The sequence below is a fragment of the Bacillus sp. FSL R9-9834 genome (assembly GCF_038006905.1).
In the GTDB taxonomy this organism is placed as follows: domain Bacteria; phylum Bacillota; class Bacilli; order Bacillales; family Bacillaceae_G; genus Bacillus_A; species Bacillus_A pacificus.
The window spans coordinates 256,821-275,714 of sequence record NZ_JBBOWD010000002.1 but is presented as its reverse complement, the minus strand read 5'-3'; the positions used below and the strand labels follow the sequence as shown (position 1 = coordinate 275,714).

The window sequence follows — 18,894 nt, the reverse complement described above, 5'->3', positions numbered from 1 at the left end:
ATTCAGCAATTGGTCCAGATTGCAGAGTGATTTTATTAATTGTTTCTTTAATATTGTGAAGAAATGTATTTAAGTCAACGTAGCAGTATAGTTTAATGGAAAATGTTATAATATTAATACAATTTTAGAAATGCAGGGGGAAAAATGAATAGTATTTTGATTCGTACGATCCTTACGTTATTTGAATTACGAGTTAGATTTAGATCTCAACATGATTCCTCTTTTAGTAATAACATAATTCTCTGGTAAGCAATTTATGCCTGGATGATTTTCGCAACGTGAAAAAAGCTCTTTTAAATCTCGTTGAAAATCACTACGTGGACGCTTTGGTTCTGCAATTCCCCATTTATTCATGCACTCTAGAATCAAAGATTGAGTCTCCGGGTATATCCTTGCAGTTTCAAGAAGACAGCCAACTGCCACTGAGCGGGTAGGTTCCTCGTATGTTTTCTTTAGTTTACCTACACAGCTTGTAGCCATATGCCAAAGCCATACATGGTAAGTTTGATTACTATCAGGGATAGGTGTATCAAAGAATCCCCTGTGAATGCATGCCCATAAAGCTAGTATACTATTATTAGTGAGAGTAGAAGATTCGTGGTTATTAACATTGATGACAAGTGAATTTATATGATTGGATATATTAATGCCTCTTTCAGCCAATCTCCTCCATATACTACAAATGAACTCAGTTGTCGGTATATCTTGTCTATAATAATCCGATAGAATCAGCTCTACTACTTCCTGTGGCAACGAAACGTTTAACGAAATTAATTCATCCAACATTACAGCTGCCCAGTACTGAACATATCGTTCAGAATCTAACTTATCTCGTTCCTTTTTATCAATATACAATAATCGTACGATTTTTGTAACGTATGGTTGTAGATCAGCGTCCCTACTCAGACTTTCATAAGCCACTTCTAACAAATCAGCAATTAATTCAGGATTGTTCATTTGAGTGTAAACACCCTTATCATGCTTGTCATGACATAAGCTCTCAATATAGCTAACTATCCAATTTGCAGCTTTAGACGTTTCACCAGATGACAGTATATAATTAGCAAGGCTACTCTTCATACTTTGGCGTTGTATAGATTCCCCAGAAACAAATTGCTGTAACTTATCCAAAATAATATCATCTTTTAACATATCGAATACAGTTCCCCCTTCACTGACCTTATCGTCAGTCTCTCCTTCTCTACCTATTTTACCTTATTTCGGTAATTATTGATGGGACTTTTAAAACAATTTTAATAACCATCTATCTGATATACGATAGATGGTTATTATATTTTCAAACAGAAAATTAAAAACGTTTTTAACTTTATATATTCATTATTTAACTATTAACTATCCTTTTTACATCTTCTACACTTACTGAAGTTGCTTCCGCTATGATTCCAACTGAAACACCTAAATTAAAAAAGTTTTGTATTAAATGTATTCTTTCTTGTTCTCTTGCTTTTTGATCAACCTCTAATAATTGTTGTAATAAATCTGTACTCATTGTAAACACTCCTCATAATTTTTTTAATAATTTTAATAATAAAGAAAAGCTGATGGATAAATCCTCCACCAGCTTTTCTATTTCGTGCTATTCAATTAGAAGCTAACCGTCGCCGCTTCCTCTCCTGAACTAATCATTCGTTGTTCAATCTTTCCTAGCAGTTCCTTTATCTTACTTGAGTAAAGTTTTACTGCTTTCGTAGATTGAGCATTCTTAAGCTCTTCTGTCCATTCTGCTAAATCTTCCTTTTCTTGATCATCTAGATAATCAAAAACTTCCTTTCGAGACATCGGGCTCACCTCAACTCAACTCTCTTTATTTGGCCGTTACATAACCAAATCTCCTCATCTCTCTATTTCTATTTATACCAGATTACTCCTCTTTTATTCCTTATTCTTTTTTTCGAGTTCGTTCAATTTCTTTGAAATCGACTGAATCTCGTCGGTTTTTACTTGTTCCGTTGCCAAGCGATTGTGCAGCAGGAAAGCTTGCCCTGAAATCCCAGCAAGAATACTCACCTTAAGAATATCCATCATTGTTTCAGGGTTAAACATTGCAACACCAACGAGTGAAGCAATACTTCCTACAAACATCTCTCCCAAGAAACCCGGGTGAAATGCAAGCTTGCTCTTACGAGGCAACAAAAACTTTTTGTTTGTGATGTAATGACTAGCCAATCCTGAGACCATACCAGCCACCACTGACACAATTACTGTAACCAACATAATATGCACCCCTTTTCGAAAAACTTTTGACATTGCAGCAGCAGTTTCTATTTAATAATTAGTTGCTATAACATAGCATCACCCCCTTTCAGGCAAAAACAAATAACCTTCCAGGAAAATGAATTGTTTACACAATGAAATAAAGTAACATAAAGTTCCTTTTTGTGTAATTTCATTAACCCGAAAGGTTATAAGTAATTAGTGATATAAAAAAGAAAAAGAAAAAAATGCAACTAAATTATATCACATTGAAGTTTGTTTTATCTTTAAATTCAGAAAATTTATTTTGTTATTTAACTTTCTCAAGTTAACAAATCAAATTCTTTGATATCTTTACTCTTTCTAATAATTCTAAAGCCTGATGGTTATTTAATTTTTTCAATCTCCCATCGATTATGCTATAGATTACACTACAATTTTGATAAATATAGAATTCCAGTATTTCAAATGCTACCTGTTTTTCTTCAACGTTTTCATAATTGCATAAATTTATTATTCTCGTTCCTGTCTCTCGTACTAACCACAATACCTTTCGCTCAAATAAGAAATAATAATATATATCAAAGAAATAAAAATCTTCTTGATATCCTATTAACTTATTTCGTATTATATTTTCCATCTTTATCAGCTCTGGATAAATTCCCAAATCTAATTCTGACGGTGCAATACAGGTATTCCCTCCTAAATTTTTTTCTAGAATTTGCAATGTCTTCAGTACTTCGTTAAAACTGTTGTTTTTTGTTTCTTTTCTCTCTTTCCATTCTTTATTTTCGCGATTATAAATAGATACATTCATCAATATACACTCCTTTTTTTATCGTTTTTATTAAAATAAGGTTCTATTACCAATGCTACTAGTTACCATTTTATTGTAACTATCTTCAATTACATGTTGTTCTTTTTGATACTGATCCCATTCAGCAGCTGTGATATACGAGATAACATCTCCTACATGAATATAAACCGTATCACCTACGCTAACACCTTCGAGTTCTGTATCGATTCTTAAATCGATATTTTCAATTCTATTTAATCGTTTGCTAATAAGTTTCCCTTTAGTAATTTTCCATCGATAAGCATTTAAAATAACAGGATGTATTGTTTTTGAAACTCTCAATAAATGATTCAAATTATCACTCCTTTTTTAAGCAAAATAAAAAAGCAACCTAAAAGGAGAAGACATAACACATAAAAATGCGTACTCTTCAACCCGATAGGTTGCTTTAATTACAGAAAGGAAAAAGAAAAAAGATTATATACTTATTATACCATATCAATAACCAAAAACAGCCAATTTATAAACTGAAAATAATACAAAAACTTTAAATTATATTGCTGGTTTATGGTCTGTTTTTTATTTTATTGTATATCAAAACAAGAAATAATTTCTTTAACTTTTATAGTGCAGTATTCGATTTAAATGTTACAATTACAATATTATTCAAACATATTATTCGTAAACTAAGATATTGAGATGAATATCAAATACATACATTTTAAAATCTGGGTTTACTACATTTTTTTAGAATCCCTAAAAAGAGTGTAGTAGTTTAATCTATAACGAATAAAACAAAAAATTAGAAAGTAAGGGGTTTACAACATGTTAAGGCTTAGGCTTGTATATTTATTACTTCCACTTATGCTATTTGTCGGGGGTTGCGGAAACATAGAAGATGAAACAAAGTATGAAAAAGGATTTTTAAAAGGAACTGGAGCTATGAGGAAGGCATCCAATAAAATGACTGAAATACAAGAGAAAGACCATTCGCTATCTTCGTCACAAAAAGAGTATAAAGAAGCGGTTATGGAATTTAGAAAGGTAACTAAAGAATTTAAAGACTTAGTTCCTGACAAAAAGTATGAAACTCAACACAAGAACCTAATAAAAGCAATGGAAGAATATGAATTATCTACATCAAAACTATTAACAGGAATGTCTGATACAGAAGGTACCGAGTGGAAAGATGGTATTAATCAGTTCAATAAAGCGACAAATATGTATGTTATTGCAGCTGGGAATATTGTAGATATACAATACGGAAATAAAGTAGGTACAACAGAAAAAAGTATTGGAAAAATATCTGAAGAAGATGCCCCAGTAGAAGTAGAAGCAGAAACTGAAACTGCCCAAACACAGCCATCTGAGCAAGAGGTAGACTTAGCGACTAAAGATACCCAAACGCAACCGATAGAACAAAATGTAGAAGAGAAGGTACCAGCCGCGGACAAGGAATCAGTAGTAGAACAATCGCTACAGCAACTTACAGTTGATAATGTAAAAGAAATTATTGAGTATTATTCTATTGGAGAAAATGACAAATTAAATGACGTAGCTGTTGAAAATGGTGAAATAAAAGCAACTATTGTATTAGCATCTAACAATCTATTTCCAGCTAAGGATATGGCTGTTAATAGATACAGTCAATTATCAGATGAATTACTAAAACATGAAGGTTGGCAAACACTAACTGTTACATATGCTAACATAGGAAGTATTAGTATGACTCGTAACGAAAAGGAAACAAATGAGATTGGTGATTACTTCCCAGTACTTAAAATTGAGGAAAGATTGAAATGATAAAATTAGTATCATAGAAGACCTTTCATATTATTGACATAGTTAGCATGTGTTTAGTTAACAACATCTATAAGCTCAATTAGAAATAGTAATTCTATGTAGTACTATGGGTAGAGAAATAAAAGAAGTGAATGAACCAATTGGTCCATTCACTTCTACATTTGAGTTATCTCTCTCTAAATTTAATTTCTACTAAAAACCCTCTTGATCTTGAAGTATTTCTTCTTCACAATCTGTGCAACATGTTAATATTTGATAACCACCTACGATTTTAGTATCATGAAAATCTGATTCTCTTCCACAAAATGTACCCTTATTCATTATTCATTCTCCTTTCAATATCCCGTTTGATACTCAAAATCAAATTACATATTTTAAATAATTATTCTTTAATACCCTTATTTGTTCGATTAAACAGCAGTCTTTGTTCCTCAGTTACAGGAAATGCCCTGCTATATCCCTTTTTCGCATGAAATACCATATGATGATTTACAATCAAATATTGATTAACAATAAAATTCAACATATTATTAACCGCCAAAGCCGAGTATTGATTTGTAATACGCCTTTGTGGCTGCGATACTATTACTTGATCACACGAAATATCACTGGGTGCTATTGTATCCTCATCTGTTAAAACATCTGGATACAGTTCAGCAACAGGTGCTAAAATTGTTTCACCTTTCACTCTTAACCCTGTTACTGTTTGCCCTGTATAACCGCTCTCTTCTTGTTGTTTAATAGTTTTTTCACTTGGATTTCCTTTTATTAAATCCACTGCATCATTACCTGTGTCTATATAAACAATATTTTCTTGTTCATTGAAAAATTGATGAAATTGTTGTCTTGAAAATAGCGATAGGTAAAACTTTGAAGTTATCTCCATCTTTTCCCCCGCTTCACACCGCACGTGCGACTTTCACCGCATACGGCGTTCCATCAAATTCAAACTATCATTTTGAGTGTTAATTCATTAAATCTCCTCATTACCAATAGAAGTGCGCATTTTATTTATCTTACGTATCATAGACCTGCTGAGTATTCCGACTTTATCTAAATAGTAATTTATTGTTTCCTTTTTCTTTGCATGAAAGAGTTTATGGATATCACTACGAACAAAAATTAAATTTACGTATTCATCGGTTCCACCTTTTGACTTTGGAATGATGTGATGGACCTCCATATCCCCTATCTCTAGAGGTTCTTTCGTAATAGCACATTTACCATTTTGTCCGACATAAAGCGAAATACGGTTATCATTAAGCTCAATTGATTGATCCATAATAGGGTTTTCCATCAAATACCTTAATATGGTTATGTTAATCGCTTTTAACCTATCATGAATTAGCCTTCTCCCTCGTTCAGTGTATGAATTTATCTCTTTATTCAGCGCTTTAGCAGATTTATGTGTAATACCTGCTATTGGATATATTGGCTTTTCCATAATATAGTATGTCTTAAAATTATACTTACCGTAGTATTTCAGAAAAGTTGGAGGAGTCTCTCCACCTTTAAATTTTAAAGACGATATACGATGTAACCGATTGTAAACAAAGTTTTTCGTTTTATAGTATATGTCTGCAAAATCTTTGTTTACCATCGTAGCGATATTATAGTAATTGTGAAACCCTAAAATTTTTGAATTAAGCAAACGAACCTCATCAGCATGTGGTCTAGCTTTGATACGCTTAATAGCCTTTTTGTATTTTTCAGTGATATTATTCTTGGCCTGTTCGGTAATATGCGATTTTACAACATAGTCTGTTTTCTTAGCTTTCTTTTTAACAACCTTAAGCTTAAACCCAAGAAACTCGGTGTAATTTCTTCTAAGATTAGTGACTTTAGATTTCTCATTGTTCACTTCAAGTCCTAATCTATTTTTAAGCCATTTCTTAACTGCTATTAGAGTCTTTTGTGCAGAATTAAAATCTTTACAAAAGATTTTAAAATCATCTGCATATCTCACTAAAAACATTTCTTTAAGGTTACTCGTTCTTCTTAATGCAGTATATTTGTGGGAGCGAATGATTGTATTATTTCTTTTATCAATACTTTCATAGTTGTGTCTTGTAATCATAGTTTCCCACTGTGAACTTATCCACCAATCAAGCTCATTAAGAACAATATTAGAAAGCAATGGAGAAATGATTCCACCTTGAGGGGTTCCTTTTTCCATTTTTCCTACGTTCTCAATTTCCGTCTTGAGAATTTTAGAAATAATAGATAATAGACTTTTATCTCTAATTCCCAACGACCAAATCTGTTTTAGTAGCTTTCCATGATTTACATTATCGAAGAATCCCTTAATATCAATATCAACTACATAATGGAACTTAGAAATATTCATAAGTGACATAGCTCTAACAATAGCATGTTTTGCATTTCTATTTGGTCTAAACCCATAACTATGGTTATAAAATTTCGCTTCACAAATAGGTTCCAGAATTTGTTTAATACATTGCTGAACAATCCTATCTTCCATTGTTGGAATACCTAGTGGTCTTTTGTCACCATTCCTCTTTGGAATGTACACCCTCCTAATAGGTTTCGGATTATAATTTTCTAAGGCTTTTTGTACTTTTGCTACAAATGTAGTTAAATTTTGTTCAGCTATTTCTAAAATAGTAGTATCATTAGAACCTTTAGTGTAACTTCCTTTATTCCTCTTTATATTCCGATAGGCAAGTTTTATATTTTCTTCACTCATTATAAGGGAGATTAGATTTTTGAATATCTCCCCTTTACTACTTCTATTGTAAAGGTCATCAAACAATTGCTGTGTATCATAATACTCATTAAATCTAAGTTTCTTATGTTTCTTTGGCTTTCGTTCCATCTCAAGTCGGTTACTCATAAATTACTTTCACCTCTCTTAGTCTTACACGAACCTTGCGATTTCACGTCCACTTACATCACTCAATAATTTGATAGTTGTTTTTGACTAATGGCTATTCCTCCCTATTTATTACAAATAGTTCATAGGTCATGCCATTGCTCTCACTAGGACAAAGAAATGTTATAAATTTATTTAAACCCTTTCCATTTCAACACTTCACAGGCGATAAAACCTCCGTGTTCCTAGCTTTCTCCGTTCCAATATTCTTATCTTTTCATATACCCTTAGGTCATTCCTTTGCGCCTGGTTGCTGGATATTGCCTTTAACAATATAAGGTGTTTCATAACAATTATTCTTACTCCACCTCACAACCCCCACAACTTCGGTGGGTATGGCATTTCTACCATATCGATATTTAGACACTTACATTCAGAATTTCGTCAGTTACATTTAGTAACATTCTAACCATAGGTATTTTATAGACCCCCGGTCTATCTGCTACGCCACTCACCTCTGAGCAGTTTTCCATATGCCTTTTAGAGCATACTGGGGTAACATTCAACCGACTTTACCGAGCTTTATACAATCTTGTCTTTATCAACAAGATTGCATATCGGAGTATCAGGGAAGGCATTTTAGAGCGTTACCTCCTCATTCTACCTTTCAGAATATTAGTTTTCCTAATCCAATTAAGGATTAGTACCTAACCTTTTCAGTTAGGAACGAATCGCACAATTATTATCGACGCAGCTTATAAGAATTTTTATTGATTCCTTTTTATTATTTACTTTCAATGAATCAAATAATTTCATTAAAAGATCAGTAGTTTCTATATACTCCTCAGAATAAGAACGCAAATCAATCCCAAACGGATTAGAATATCTTTTTGCTAATACATCTGCTTTTTTCTTACCTATCTCATTTTTAATGAAATACTGATTTCTTAAGTTTTTCTCTTCAATGCTATCTGCATCTGCTAAAATCCCCTTGATTTCCGTAGTTCTAGAAGTAACCATTTGCTGCGCTACATACTGAGCCACTAATGATCCCGTACCACCAGTACCAACTTGAACAATATGAATAGGAATATCTACATTAAATGGATATAATTGAATCATATTTCGTCCACCTCATGAATTGCAGACTCTACAACCTCCACTTGTTCCAGTGGTCCATTAACATTAAAAGGTGATGCAAATACCTTTGTAAGGTCTACTTGTTGATGTAACCCATCTTTATAAATCCTTGCATGTATTGAAGGAAAATATCGATGTAATCTACCTACAATTACATAAATAATATTTGGAACAACCTCATTTTGATTATCCAATACGCTTGGTATTTCACTCATATTATGATGTGAATGTATTTGAAGCACTAATCTCTTCTCCATTTGCATTAAAATATCAGTCTCAGGTTTAACCCAATATTTATTTACTTTTTGCTTAGGAAAGACTATTTCATAACACCCATTTTGATCAAGATATACTTCTGCATGTAATTCTAACTCTTTAGTAGCGTAGAATTTTGCATGCTCTATAAAAGTTTGAAGTATATACTGTGGTATTGGAAAGAAAGGTGTTATTTTAGTACTATTCCCCTTTTTCTTCATGTCAATGGATACTGTGATAATGTTTTTATCTTTGATATAACCCATTATTACATGACCTTTTACCAATTCATCGTATCCTGAGTTCTCCATTCTTTCTCTCAATTTTTCTCCACTAATTTCCATGAAGTCTGGTTTTCCGTTATTAAGAATCTCTTCTTCACTAAAATACTCTATTAAATCATGTGTGTTACCCCAATACTTCACTACAGTTTCATTATTAAGCTTCCACAATTTATAATCTCTAATTATTGCATCGTTATTGGGTTTCTGTTTATTATCTTTTTGCTCTTTCTTAGATGCCTGCTGCTGTTTATTTCTATTAGGTTCTTTTAATCTTGATGCTCTATTTTCTTCGCTGGCCCTTTTTTGTTCCTCCATCTTTTGTATTGCCAAAATCGTTCCTTCATCTAAGCTATTTATTGTTTCGGCTCCATTTTTTTCACTTTGTTCATTTTCCTCTAATAAATAATCAAAAATATCAAGTTCTTTTTTACTCATAATAACTTCCTCCTTATTATTTTGAATTCTTAAATTCATTAACCAATTGCTTATATGTTTTCTTATATGAAACTAACCAATTATCATTAAATTCTTTTCCATCTAAAAAACTAAAAAGTTGGAAAACATCAGATTTATTTTTTAATTCTAGATCCTTCGAAATTCTATCCGGCGTATACATATCTGCACCGAATGGTAATTGGTGAAACCATCGTTCAAAAGCTGTTAAATTTTCTATTGTTGGAGGTTTATTCCCACCCATGCATACATTCCCACTATAGTAGACATTCGGAAATGGATATACATATAGTGAAGAATCTAATTTAATAGGTTCATCTTTCATCGCATATGCAAATGCACTTTGAAAAGATTTAACCCCTTTTGGATTTTGTAATACTGCGAGTACTAATAGGACCTTTGGAAAACCCACAATATTAAAAGTTAATTTTTCTTTATGATTACCTCTCCATAACTCAACTTTTCTATTTGCTTTCTCTAATTCCAAAAAATAAAAGTGCTTAATTCCATCTTTTGTACCAACAGAAAGATGCTGCTTTAAATTCTTAGGAATAAAACCTGAATCATAATTAAATTCAAAATCTAATTCTTCCTTTGCTAGTGAAATAGACCTAGCAATAGATTTTCCAAGCTCCACCGCAGGAAATTTAAAATCCTTTTTTATTACTCCTAAATCATCCACAATCTTTGCTTCTACTATTGGAGAATGTTCCTCAATTTTTAAATAAATTGTCAAAGTAAGTCCTCCCAACAATTTCTTCTTTATATAGGCTAAAATTAAAATTTTCTTTTTCTTCTTGAACTTTTTTTATGAAATACACCACTTCAAATAGTTCAATCCAAGTAAATACGTCAAAATATTCAAATTGACTACACATAACAAAAGCAAATTCATTATCGAATTCGTTATCCACATCTTCTTTGAAATGGATTACCTTATCCTTAAATACATTCTTAATATCATTCATTTCATATCCTGAAGGTAGGGGAATGAAAACTAATATAATAGGTTCATCAAAATCTCCTTCAAATAGTTCATTCGCTTCACATTCTAGATACTCTCTAACAGTAGCTTCTTCTAAATATCCAATACAGTTAAGTATTCCTTCTACAAGCTCTGTATATGGATTGAAGCCATTATAGGAATAGAATTCTGCATTCCAATCTAATTTCTGAATTACAACCTCTTCAAATAATTCCGCTGGTACCCCTTCATTCTTCATTGAGATAAATAAAGAAATAAGATTTATTATTGTTAGATTAGAATTTTCTTCATGTTCATCCATCTCTAAACCTTCCCATATATCTATCATGATCAGGACTCCTTACTCTTTAATTAATATCAATAAATCTATATATCGATTCAATTTCTTTGTATCTAACACATCATGAATGTCTTCATGGATTACATAAAATACATCTTCATTAGCATAGTCACTTATTAAAACTAAATCCGGAAATATATCCTTTACATTTTTTAAATCCATGTTACTTTTAATTTGTAATAAACACGTATCATTTAAAAATAGCTTTTTATTGTATTCTCGAAATACTGAGTCTTCTAATTGAAATAAATATACTTCTTCCTCATCCATTAAAAATGCTGCTTGAAACTTACATTCATCATTTATCGATTGCAGTAACGCATTAACAAAATTAATATGGGCGCATTCACTATTAGACTCAATATCATGATCTTGAATAGCAATTTCGTAATCATCCATATTAGCTTTTGCTAGCAAGTCTTTAGAACTACAAATAAAATAGATTAATTGAAAAAAAGAATTGTACATGTCGTATATACCAGTAGTATCATTTCCAACAAAAAACTCTTCAATATCATTCCACATACAATCCCCTCTTTTTCTACCATTAAAAAAATGGGAAGTCTTCATCTGTTGTATCTGCATATTCAACATTTCCTGTGATTTCATCTAAAATAGTTTGATTTTCGAATAATTCAGGTCTCATGTAATCTGCAGCTGCTACTATTAATTCAAGTTGAAAGTCCTGATCCAATAACTCTTTAACCGAGAATGAATCTTTACGTATAAACTTTAGAACTTTCGCTAAATCAATAGGTACCATTAAATCATCCACCTCTAATTCACGATTATTCATCTCTAACAAAGAATTCTCAAATTCTTTGTAATTAAAGACGGCCACTTTTTTTATTATTTTCATAGTCAATTTATCCACCCTTCTTAGAAAATAAAAAAGACAAGGAATTAATCCTCGTCTTTTTCATAACTGCAGTTAATTTTTCTCTTCATATTCGATTACCATAACCAAAAGCGGTTGGCCTTGTTCACGTTCCATGAACCCGCTCGGTGTTATTTTTTTAACTATTTTTCCATGATTATCACAATACTTTAAAAAACCATTCACTTCATCATCAATTCTTAACGCATCAGCAATAACAGTTCTAATTTGTAATAACATAATAAATTCCTCCTAATATTTTTTATTTTAAATATGTAATTTCAGAAATTCGAAATCCATCTATTTCTGGTACATATTTAAATTCCAAAATTAAGTCGTTTTGTTTTACCAAAAACAATCCTTTTTTTACTTTTGTAACAGTTCTTGGTTCTTCATAATTAAATAGACTTGGTTTACTTTTATAAGTAACTTTGTAATTCTTATTTGTACTAAAATAGTCTGATGTAAATTCATCAGCTAATTCTGCAGTTGTTACATGATTTCCTAAAAACATTTCTAGTTCTTTTTTGTTTTGATAAATAGTTAAGTGACCGTTCTTATCAATATCATCAAATATTAATTTGAATTGCCCACCTAAGTCATTAATCACATTTTGTGATAATTCATCTTCAAACAAATAATCGTATTGAATCTTTTGTTTCAAATCTTCTACTTTGATTGGAGTTAAAGCATCAGTTTGAGGTTCATCCTTTATAAAGGTGTTATAAAAAACAAACATCATAGCTAAAACGCCTAACACTAAAAATAATCTTTTGATCTTCATAAAATCTTCATCCTTTCACAATGTGATGTTCTCCAAAAAACGCAAAAAAGCCCTTTTCGGAGTTATATTTAAAAAGAAAGTAAAAGTAAAAAACTTAAACTATCTTTGAAAATCGAAACCCCGAAAGGGCTATAGTAGTTATGGATATAAAAAATTGAAATTAAAAAAAGGTATACTTAATTTTAACAAATTACACCTACAAAAACAACAATCTTCAGAATATTTAATCCATTAAATTTATGTTATGATAAATATTATAAACCTTCAGAACGGAGTTTGATTTACAATTGAAAAAACGTCTAATTTCTATTTTTCCAATATTAATATTTATAATTGGCGTTACCTTACTTTTATTAAGACAGTTCGTTTTTTTTCCATATAAGGTTTCTGGAGTCTCTATGGAAAATACCTTATTTAATAATGACAAGGTTTTAATTAATCACCTCTCCCATTCAATAGAAGATCTGCAAAGATTTGATATAGTTGTTGTTAATTCCCCACTAGAAAACACTTCTAATAATAAAACCATTATAAAAAGAGTAATTGGTTTACCTGGAGATACAATAGAATATAAATCTCAGCAGCTTTATATAAATGGACTTGTGGTAAAAGATCTATACGCAAAAGGTAAAACAGCTGATTTTTCATTAAAAGGTATTTACGGTTTCGATAAGGTTCCGAATGATACAATTTTTATATTAGGAGATAATCGCGAGGAAAGTTTAGACAGCCGCTTTAAAGAAATAGGATTTGTACCTTTGAATAATATAGAAGGCAAGGTGGTTCTACGCTATAAACCTTTGGACAGATTTGTGAAGTTTTAAGAAAACATTATTGTAGCAACTAAAAAAAATGTCCTGTAAAAAGTGAAATACCCTATCGAATATACTTTTTAAGTATGTATTCGATAGGGTACATTTTATTTTTTATGAGTTACATTTAAATGAAACTTTTGAAGTATTTAGCTGGTATTAAAATAAGAATTTATGAAGTTTCTTTATTTTATACTAATAGTAGGGCTGTCAGTTCTTTTTAAAATAACTTTTAATTAGCTATTCATTACTGATACAAAAATTTATAAATGAACCTTCTAAAATTCTCGCTATTATAATTTTCAGCTAGCTGAATTTTTGTTTCGTCATCTACTTCATTTATTATTTTATCTTCTAAAACGGTAAAATAATCCTTAACTTCTTCTCTTTCCTTCCTAATTTTAAAATCTAGTAATTTTTCACCTTGCTCTTGATTTATTGAAAATTCCACTTCTGCATCTAAAGCAACATATAAAGCTTCCTTTAACGAAGACCGAACTATTGAGTTGAAAAACAATAAACTTAACTGCCTCTTAATTAAGTTCTCTTTCTTACTCATTAGTACTTCATTAAACTTTTCTATTTCTCCCTTTGTGCAATTTGCAAAAACCACATCTCGAATATAGTTTACATACTCATTTTTTTCCCTTTCCTCTTTTGCTTTAAATACACGATTTGGTAATTGTACAATGTTCATTTTTATTCCCCTTCGCTTCTGTATTTACTAATTTCTTTTTTCAAAACAAAAAGCCCTTTGGGATATGTCATATTAGTGGACTACATAGAGTAATCTCATAATTTAACAAAACCCGAAGGGCTAAAAGTTATAGTTAGAATTTAAAAATAAAAAAGAAAATAGTATAAATTCATTATAAGACGAAATGATAGAATTTTCCATATATTAATCGATTAAAAAAAGAATCCCAACTAGTAGTTGAGATTCTATACTTTTACTAAATTATCATTTTGCTAATATCTTATTTCGCTACATCATTAGAATTTGATGCAAGCAATCCATTTCCCTGCTCTTTAGATGTTGTTTCTGCTGGCTTTTGTTCTGGCTTCTGTTCTGGCTTTTGCTCTGGCTTCTGTTCTGGTTTCTGTTCTGGCTTCTGTTCTGGCTTTTGCTCTGGTTTCTGCTCTTGCTTCTGTTCTGGTTTCTGCTCTGGTTTCTGTTCTGGTTTCTGCTCTGGCTTCTGTTCCGGCTTTTCTTTCTCAAGAACTACCACATTCACTGTTTCAGTTGAGCTGTTTCCTTCCTTATCAGTTGCCGTTACTTGAACTGATATTGTACCTGGCTTACTTGTATCATACGCTCCCACTGTTACTACTGGATTTGAATCTTTATTATCTTTTACACTCACTAAACTTCCTGGACTCAATTTATCTCCCACATGTACGGTTACACCTTGTTTTGCTGTTATTACTGGTGCTTCCGTATCCTTCTCTTCTTCCTTTTCTACTACTTTTACTGTTACCGTTGCAGTTGAGCTGTTACCCGCATTATCAGTTGCTGTTACTTGAACTGATATTGTACCCGGCTTACTTGTATCATACGTTCCCACTGTTACTACTGGATTTGAATCTTTATTATCTTTTACACTCACTAAACTTTCAGGACTTAATTTATCCCCTACATGTACGGATACACCTTGTTTTACTGTTATTACTGGTGCTTCTGTATCTTTCTCCTCTTCTTTCTCGACTACGTTGACAGTTACCGTTGCAGTTGAGCTGTTACCCACATTATCAGTTGCTGTTACTTGAACTGATATTGTACCCGGCTTACTTGTATCATACGCTCCCACTGTTACTACTGGATTTGGATCTTTATTATCTTTTACTTCTACTAAATCACTTGCATTTAAGCTATCTCCTACATGTACAGTTACATCTTGTTTCACTGTTATTACTGGTGCTTCTGTATCCTTTTCTTCTTCTTTTTCTACTACTTTAACGGTTACTGTTGTACTTGAGCTATTTCCTGATACATCTGTTGCCGTTACTGTTACTTGAATTTCTCCTGCCTTACTTGTATCGTACGCTCCCACTGTTACTACTGGGTTTGGATCTTTATTATCTTTTACTTCTACTAAATCTCCTGCATTTAAGCTATCTCCTACACATGTACAGTTACATCTTGTTTTGCTGTAATTACTGGTGCTTCTGTATCCTTCTCTTCTTCCTTTTCTACTACGTTAACAGTTACTGTTGTACTTGAGCTATTTCCTGATGCATCTGTTGCTATTACTGTTACCTGAATTTCTCCTGCCTTACTTGTGTCGTACGCTCCTACTGTTACTACCGGGTTTGGATCTTTATTATCTCTTACGTCTACCAAATCACCTGCATTTAAGCTATCTCCTACATAAACAGTTACACCTTGTTTCGCTGTAATTACTGGTGCTTCTGTATCTTTCTCTTCTTCTTTTTCTACTACGCTGACGGTTACTGTTGTACTTGAGCTATTTCCTGATGCATCTGTTGCCGTTACTGTTACTTGAATTTCCCCTGCTTTACTTGTATCGTACGCTCCCACTGTTACTACTGGGTTTGGATCTTTATTATCTTTTACTTCTACTAAATCTCCCGCATTTAGACTATCTCCTACATAAACAGTTACACCTTGTTTCGCTGTAATTACTGGTGCCACTGTATCCTTTTCTGGTTTTGTTGTACCACCATCGTTACCATCTCCGCCCGTTGGTGGTTTTGTATCGCCTCCACCATCGTTACCATCTCCGCCTGTTGGTGGTTTTGTACCGCCTCCACCATCGTTACCATCTCCGCCTGTTGGTGGTTTTGTACCGCCCCCACCATCATTACCATCTCCGCCTGTTGGTGGTTTTGTACCACCTCCACCATCGTTACCATCTCCGCCTGTTGGTGGTTTTGTGCCACCTCCATTATTACCTTCACCACCTGTTGGCGGTTTCACTTCCCCGCCACTAGTGTCACCAGAAGTAGGTGGCTTTTTATCATTATTAATTGGAGGTATTGAGTTATCTGCAATAGCCACACCATCATTAATATTTAGATCGCCACCAAATACAAAGTTCTTACTATCCTTATTATCCGAGACAGAAGGATTGTTTGTTGCTGATGCAATTGAAGTATTTAAATCTGAAAAACGATTATTTGATTTATCACCGTCAATAACTGATGCTAAGTTACGATCTGAGTTTATAGCTGCGGTTGCAATTGAATCTGTTAAGTCATCAAATTTCTTTTTGGTTTTGTTATTTTCAATGATACCGGCTAAATTTTGGTCAGAGCTACGTTTTGCATTATCAATGATTTCATCAAAATCATTAGTATTTAGATTTTCAGTCGGCTCATTCTTACTTTCTTCTTTTTTCTCATCTTTTTTCTTTTCTTTTTCACTATCCTTTTTCTTTTTAGATACTGATGCTGTTTTAGTGCTCTTCTTTTCAGAAGAAAACAGTGAACAGCCTGTAACTACCCCAACACTTAAGGTAGTTACAGTAGTCGTAAGTAACACTTTCTTTAAAATTTTCGAATAATCTAAAGGCACAATCAATTCCTCCCTATTACCTAACCTGCACTTATAGTTGCTACAGAAGTAGCAGAACTATTAGGTGTAGAATTATCAATTTTTTCGAGTAAATCTTTATTTCCAACTTTTTGAGCAAACTTTTTAGCTTCCTCAGATTTATTTAATTTCAAATAACTATTAACAATAATTCCTTCTCTTCTGCCATCTAGTGGCACTTGATCTCTTAATTTGATAACTTCTTCATGTTTGTTATCTAATGCAGCAATTTCAAAATTAATTAGTGGATTTTTTGTTTTTAATTCTTTTACTTTTTTCAAATTATCTACAGCTATATAATATGAAACTACTGATTCTGCAAAATCTTGTTCTAAGTCAATTGCCTTCTGTGCTTTACCACTTAATAGATACGTAAATAAAACCGCCTTTTTATCTTCTTTTCCTAATTTTTTATAATCGACTTTATCAAATTCCAAAGCAGCATCTTGATATTTTTGAACTGCAGATAACCTTAATCCATTTATTAGATTCGCATTAACTTCTAAACTATTTACATTATTTGCAGATGCTGCCTGTGAATTTTTCATATTGCTAAAGGCAAAACCTGCTACTACTAATAAAACAATTGATGCGACTCCTATAATAGCGTACTTATATTTTTTCATATTATTTAAGATTCCTTTTTTATCGATTGCGACTTTCTCTTCTTGTTCAAATTTAGTTTCATTTGGTTGATTTCTTTCATTATTTAAATTAATTTCATCACTTTCGGGTTCACTTTTAGCTACAACTATTTTTTGTCTCTTTTGTGCATCCTTTATTTTCTTTTCTTCCTCTAGTCTTCTTTTTCTTACTTCCTCAAGTTTTTTCTCTTCTTCCTTCCGTTGTGCTTCTACTCGTTTTCTTGCTTCTTCCTCTGCTTTTCTACGCGCTTCCGCTTCTGCCCGTTTTCTTGCTTCTTCCTCTGCTTTTCTACGCGCTTCCGCTTCTGCTCGTTTTCTTGCTTCTTCCCCTGCTTTTCTACGCGCTTCTACTTCTTCACGTTCTCTTGCTTCTTCCTCTGCTTTTCTACGCGCTTCTACTTCTTCACGTTCTCTTGCTTCTTCCTCTGCTTTTCTACGCGCTTCCGCTTCTGCCTGTTTTCTTGCTTCTTCCTCTGCTTTTCTACGCGCCTCCGCTTCTGCTCGTTCTTTTGCTTCTTCCTCTGCTTTTCTACGTGCTTCCGCTTCTGCCTGTTTTCTTTCTTCTTCTTCTGCCTTTCTACTCACTTCTACTTCTTCACGTTCAATCGCTTCTTCTGCTTCTTTTATTTTTAAATCATTCTTAGAAGTGCCTGCCTGATTTTGAATTGTAGTGATCCAATCAAGAGCTGGGTTACTATTTGAAGATTCATTTTTAGGTAAATTCACATTTACACTTTCTTCACGTTGGTTCCGCGGTTGTCCCAAATGCTCTTGTTGTATTTGCTCACTTATTGGATCTTTATTGACATCCTCATATTGTTCTTCTTCCTCTGCTAGTAATCGCTCTCTTCGTTCTTTTTCTTGTCTAATCCTTTCTTTAATTACGTTTCTTTTTCTATTATTTTGCATATAACAACAATGGCCTCCTTTCTATCAGTACCTCATTAATGAGAGTAATTAAATTATTCATCCTTCATAATTAATCATGAGATATTTCCACAAAAATACTAAGGAAAAATACAGATAATATTATTTTTTTTAGCATGATAAACCAAAAAGAAGGATAAACGGGTCGCACCCATTTATCCTTCTTTTTTGAAACTGTAATACAGTTGAATATT

General features: G+C 32.3%; 21 protein-coding genes and 1 pseudogene. 2 read left to right on the top strand and 20 right to left on the bottom strand.

Going from position 1 to position 18,894, the window contains the following annotated elements; all coding sequences use genetic code 11:
* Positions 1-186: 186 nt before the first annotated feature.
* From MKY00_RS29000 to MKY00_RS28975, 6 genes are all read right to left on the bottom strand, one after another.
* A complete protein-coding gene (locus MKY00_RS29000) occupies positions 187-1,152 on the bottom strand; it encodes a hypothetical protein (RefSeq protein ID WP_000910103.1) in 966 nt (321 codons plus the stop codon).
* 190 nt (positions 1,153-1,342) lie between these two features.
* Complete coding sequence (locus tag MKY00_RS28995) at positions 1,343-1,510, bottom strand: hypothetical protein (RefSeq protein WP_000102281.1); 168 nt, start codon at positions 1,508-1,510, stop codon at positions 1,343-1,345.
* 95 nt (positions 1,511-1,605) lie between these two features.
* Entirely contained in the window at positions 1,606-1,800 is a 195-nt protein-coding gene (locus MKY00_RS28990; RefSeq protein ID WP_000087401.1) for a hypothetical protein, read from the bottom strand.
* 93 nt (positions 1,801-1,893) lie between these two features.
* Positions 1,894-2,235 (bottom strand): DUF4257 domain-containing protein, encoded by a 342-nt coding sequence (locus MKY00_RS28985; protein ID WP_000961794.1) that lies wholly within the window; start codon positions 2,233-2,235, stop codon positions 1,894-1,896.
* 307 nt (positions 2,236-2,542) lie between these two features.
* Complete coding sequence (locus MKY00_RS28980) at positions 2,543-3,031, bottom strand: hypothetical protein (protein WP_001103073.1); 489 nt, start codon at positions 3,029-3,031, stop codon at positions 2,543-2,545.
* Positions 3,032-3,061: 30 nt separating this feature from the next.
* On the bottom strand, positions 3,062-3,364 hold the full coding sequence (locus MKY00_RS28975) for a hypothetical protein (protein WP_001016163.1): 303 nt from the start codon (positions 3,362-3,364) through the stop codon (positions 3,062-3,064).
* A 471-nt stretch (positions 3,365-3,835) separates the two neighbouring features.
* Here MKY00_RS28975 and MKY00_RS28970 point away from each other — a divergent pair, with 471 nt between their 5' ends.
* Entirely contained in the window at positions 3,836-4,813 is a 978-nt protein-coding gene (locus MKY00_RS28970; protein WP_000945235.1) for a hypothetical protein, read from the top strand.
* Positions 4,814-5,005: 192 nt separating this feature from the next.
* Here the strand turns inward: MKY00_RS28970 and MKY00_RS28965 are convergent, their stop codons facing one another.
* The 11 genes from MKY00_RS28965 to MKY00_RS28915 form a co-directional block, all read right to left on the bottom strand.
* Positions 5,006-5,134 carry a hypothetical protein gene (locus tag MKY00_RS28965; RefSeq protein WP_001032609.1) on the bottom strand — a complete coding sequence of 43 codons (129 nt, stop codon included), beginning with the start codon at positions 5,132-5,134 and terminating at the stop codon, positions 5,006-5,008.
* A gap of 61 nt (positions 5,135-5,195) precedes the next feature.
* On the bottom strand, positions 5,196-5,699 hold the full coding sequence (locus MKY00_RS28960; RefSeq protein ID WP_000406882.1) for a hypothetical protein: 504 nt from the start codon (positions 5,697-5,699) through the stop codon (positions 5,196-5,198).
* Positions 5,700-5,786: 87 nt separating this feature from the next.
* A complete protein-coding gene (gene ltrA, locus MKY00_RS28955; protein WP_000071175.1) occupies positions 5,787-7,667 on the bottom strand; it encodes a group II intron reverse transcriptase/maturase in 1,881 nt (626 codons plus the stop codon).
* A gap of 699 nt (positions 7,668-8,366) precedes the next feature.
* Entirely contained in the window at positions 8,367-8,768 is a 402-nt protein-coding gene (locus MKY00_RS28950; RefSeq protein ID WP_000615510.1) for a ThiF family adenylyltransferase, read from the bottom strand.
* The gene (locus MKY00_RS28945; protein ID WP_000037304.1) at positions 8,765-9,760 is read right to left on the bottom strand and encodes a hypothetical protein; all 996 of its coding nucleotides are present in this window, start codon (positions 9,758-9,760) and stop codon (positions 8,765-8,767) included. The genes MKY00_RS28950 and MKY00_RS28945 overlap by 4 nt, the downstream gene beginning before the upstream one ends.
* Positions 9,761-9,776: 16 nt before the next feature.
* Positions 9,777-10,514 (bottom strand): hypothetical protein, encoded by a 738-nt coding sequence (locus tag MKY00_RS28940; protein WP_000158350.1) that lies wholly within the window; start codon positions 10,512-10,514, stop codon positions 9,777-9,779.
* Positions 10,492-11,091, bottom strand: a complete 600-nt coding sequence (locus MKY00_RS28935) for a hypothetical protein (RefSeq protein ID WP_000565596.1) — start codon at positions 11,089-11,091, stop codon at positions 10,492-10,494. The genes MKY00_RS28940 and MKY00_RS28935 overlap by 23 nt, the downstream gene beginning before the upstream one ends.
* Before the next feature lie 12 nt (positions 11,092-11,103).
* Positions 11,104-11,628 (bottom strand): hypothetical protein, encoded by a 525-nt coding sequence (locus MKY00_RS28930; protein ID WP_000266985.1) that lies wholly within the window; start codon positions 11,626-11,628, stop codon positions 11,104-11,106.
* 22 nt (positions 11,629-11,650) lie between these two features.
* The gene (locus tag MKY00_RS28925) at positions 11,651-11,977 is read right to left on the bottom strand and encodes a hypothetical protein (protein WP_229143446.1); all 327 of its coding nucleotides are present in this window, start codon (positions 11,975-11,977) and stop codon (positions 11,651-11,653) included.
* 57 nt (positions 11,978-12,034) lie between these two features.
* Positions 12,035-12,220, bottom strand: coding sequence for a hypothetical protein (locus MKY00_RS28920; protein ID WP_000926534.1), 186 nt, complete (start codon positions 12,218-12,220; stop codon positions 12,035-12,037).
* Between the two features lie 22 nt (positions 12,221-12,242).
* The gene (locus tag MKY00_RS28915) at positions 12,243-12,764 is read right to left on the bottom strand and encodes a hypothetical protein (protein ID WP_000695112.1); all 522 of its coding nucleotides are present in this window, start codon (positions 12,762-12,764) and stop codon (positions 12,243-12,245) included.
* Between the two features lie 287 nt (positions 12,765-13,051).
* Here MKY00_RS28915 and lepB point away from each other — a divergent pair, with 287 nt between their 5' ends.
* The gene (lepB, locus tag MKY00_RS28910; RefSeq protein ID WP_002037573.1) at positions 13,052-13,588 is read left to right on the top strand and encodes a signal peptidase I; all 537 of its coding nucleotides are present in this window, start codon (positions 13,052-13,054) and stop codon (positions 13,586-13,588) included.
* Between the two features lie 235 nt (positions 13,589-13,823).
* Here the strand turns inward: lepB and MKY00_RS28905 are convergent, their stop codons facing one another.
* The 3 genes and pseudogenes from MKY00_RS28905 to MKY00_RS28895 form a co-directional block, all read right to left on the bottom strand.
* The gene (locus tag MKY00_RS28905; RefSeq protein WP_001028510.1) at positions 13,824-14,273 is read right to left on the bottom strand and encodes a hypothetical protein; all 450 of its coding nucleotides are present in this window, start codon (positions 14,271-14,273) and stop codon (positions 13,824-13,826) included.
* A 280-nt stretch (positions 14,274-14,553) separates the two neighbouring features.
* A pseudogene (locus MKY00_RS28900) lies at positions 14,554-17,111 on the bottom strand (adhesin).
* A 20-nt stretch (positions 17,112-17,131) separates the two neighbouring features.
* Positions 17,132-18,682, bottom strand: coding sequence for a hypothetical protein (locus tag MKY00_RS28895; protein ID WP_341035517.1), 1,551 nt, complete (start codon positions 18,680-18,682; stop codon positions 17,132-17,134).
* Between the last annotated feature and the right edge of the window lie 212 nt (positions 18,683-18,894).

What these genes read in the sequence shown, in the direction of transcription:
- MKY00_RS28965 (WP_001032609.1), bottom strand. Translation starts at nt 5,134, where the DNA reads ATGAATAAGGGTACATTTTGTGGAAGAGAATCAGATTTTCATGATACT.
- MKY00_RS28895 (WP_341035517.1), bottom strand. Translation starts at nt 18,682, where the DNA reads ATGCAAAATAATAGAAAAAGAAACGTAATTAAAGAAAGGATTAGACAA.
- MKY00_RS28995 (WP_000102281.1), bottom strand. Translation starts at nt 1,510, where the DNA reads ATGAGTACAGATTTATTACAACAATTATTAGAGGTTGATCAAAAAGCA.
- MKY00_RS28920 (WP_000926534.1), bottom strand. Translation starts at nt 12,220, where the DNA reads ATGTTATTACAAATTAGAACTGTTATTGCTGATGCGTTAAGAATTGAT.
- MKY00_RS28945 (WP_000037304.1), bottom strand. Translation starts at nt 9,760, where the DNA reads ATGAGTAAAAAAGAACTTGATATTTTTGATTATTTATTAGAGGAAAAT.
- MKY00_RS28915 (WP_000695112.1), bottom strand. Translation starts at nt 12,764, where the DNA reads ATGAAGATCAAAAGATTATTTTTAGTGTTAGGCGTTTTAGCTATGATG.
- MKY00_RS29000 (WP_000910103.1), bottom strand. Translation starts at nt 1,152, where the DNA reads ATGTTAAAAGATGATATTATTTTGGATAAGTTACAGCAATTTGTTTCT.
- MKY00_RS28985 (WP_000961794.1), bottom strand. Translation starts at nt 2,235, where the DNA reads ATGTTGGTTACAGTAATTGTGTCAGTGGTGGCTGGTATGGTCTCAGGA.
- MKY00_RS28930 (WP_000266985.1), bottom strand. Translation starts at nt 11,628, where the DNA reads ATGTGGAATGATATTGAAGAGTTTTTTGTTGGAAATGATACTACTGGT.
- MKY00_RS28950 (WP_000615510.1), bottom strand. Translation starts at nt 8,768, where the DNA reads ATGATTCAATTATATCCATTTAATGTAGATATTCCTATTCATATTGTT.
- ltrA (WP_000071175.1), bottom strand. Translation starts at nt 7,667, where the DNA reads ATGAGTAACCGACTTGAGATGGAACGAAAGCCAAAGAAACATAAGAAA.
- MKY00_RS28960 (WP_000406882.1), bottom strand. Translation starts at nt 5,699, where the DNA reads ATGGAGATAACTTCAAAGTTTTACCTATCGCTATTTTCAAGACAACAA.
- MKY00_RS28980 (WP_001103073.1), bottom strand. Translation starts at nt 3,031, where the DNA reads ATGAATGTATCTATTTATAATCGCGAAAATAAAGAATGGAAAGAGAGA.
- MKY00_RS28970 (WP_000945235.1), top strand. Translation starts at nt 3,836, where the DNA reads ATGTTAAGGCTTAGGCTTGTATATTTATTACTTCCACTTATGCTATTT.
- MKY00_RS28935 (WP_000565596.1), bottom strand. Translation starts at nt 11,091, where the DNA reads ATGATAGATATATGGGAAGGTTTAGAGATGGATGAACATGAAGAAAAT.
- MKY00_RS28905 (WP_001028510.1), bottom strand. Translation starts at nt 14,273, where the DNA reads ATGAACATTGTACAATTACCAAATCGTGTATTTAAAGCAAAAGAGGAA.
- MKY00_RS28990 (WP_000087401.1), bottom strand. Translation starts at nt 1,800, where the DNA reads ATGTCTCGAAAGGAAGTTTTTGATTATCTAGATGATCAAGAAAAGGAA.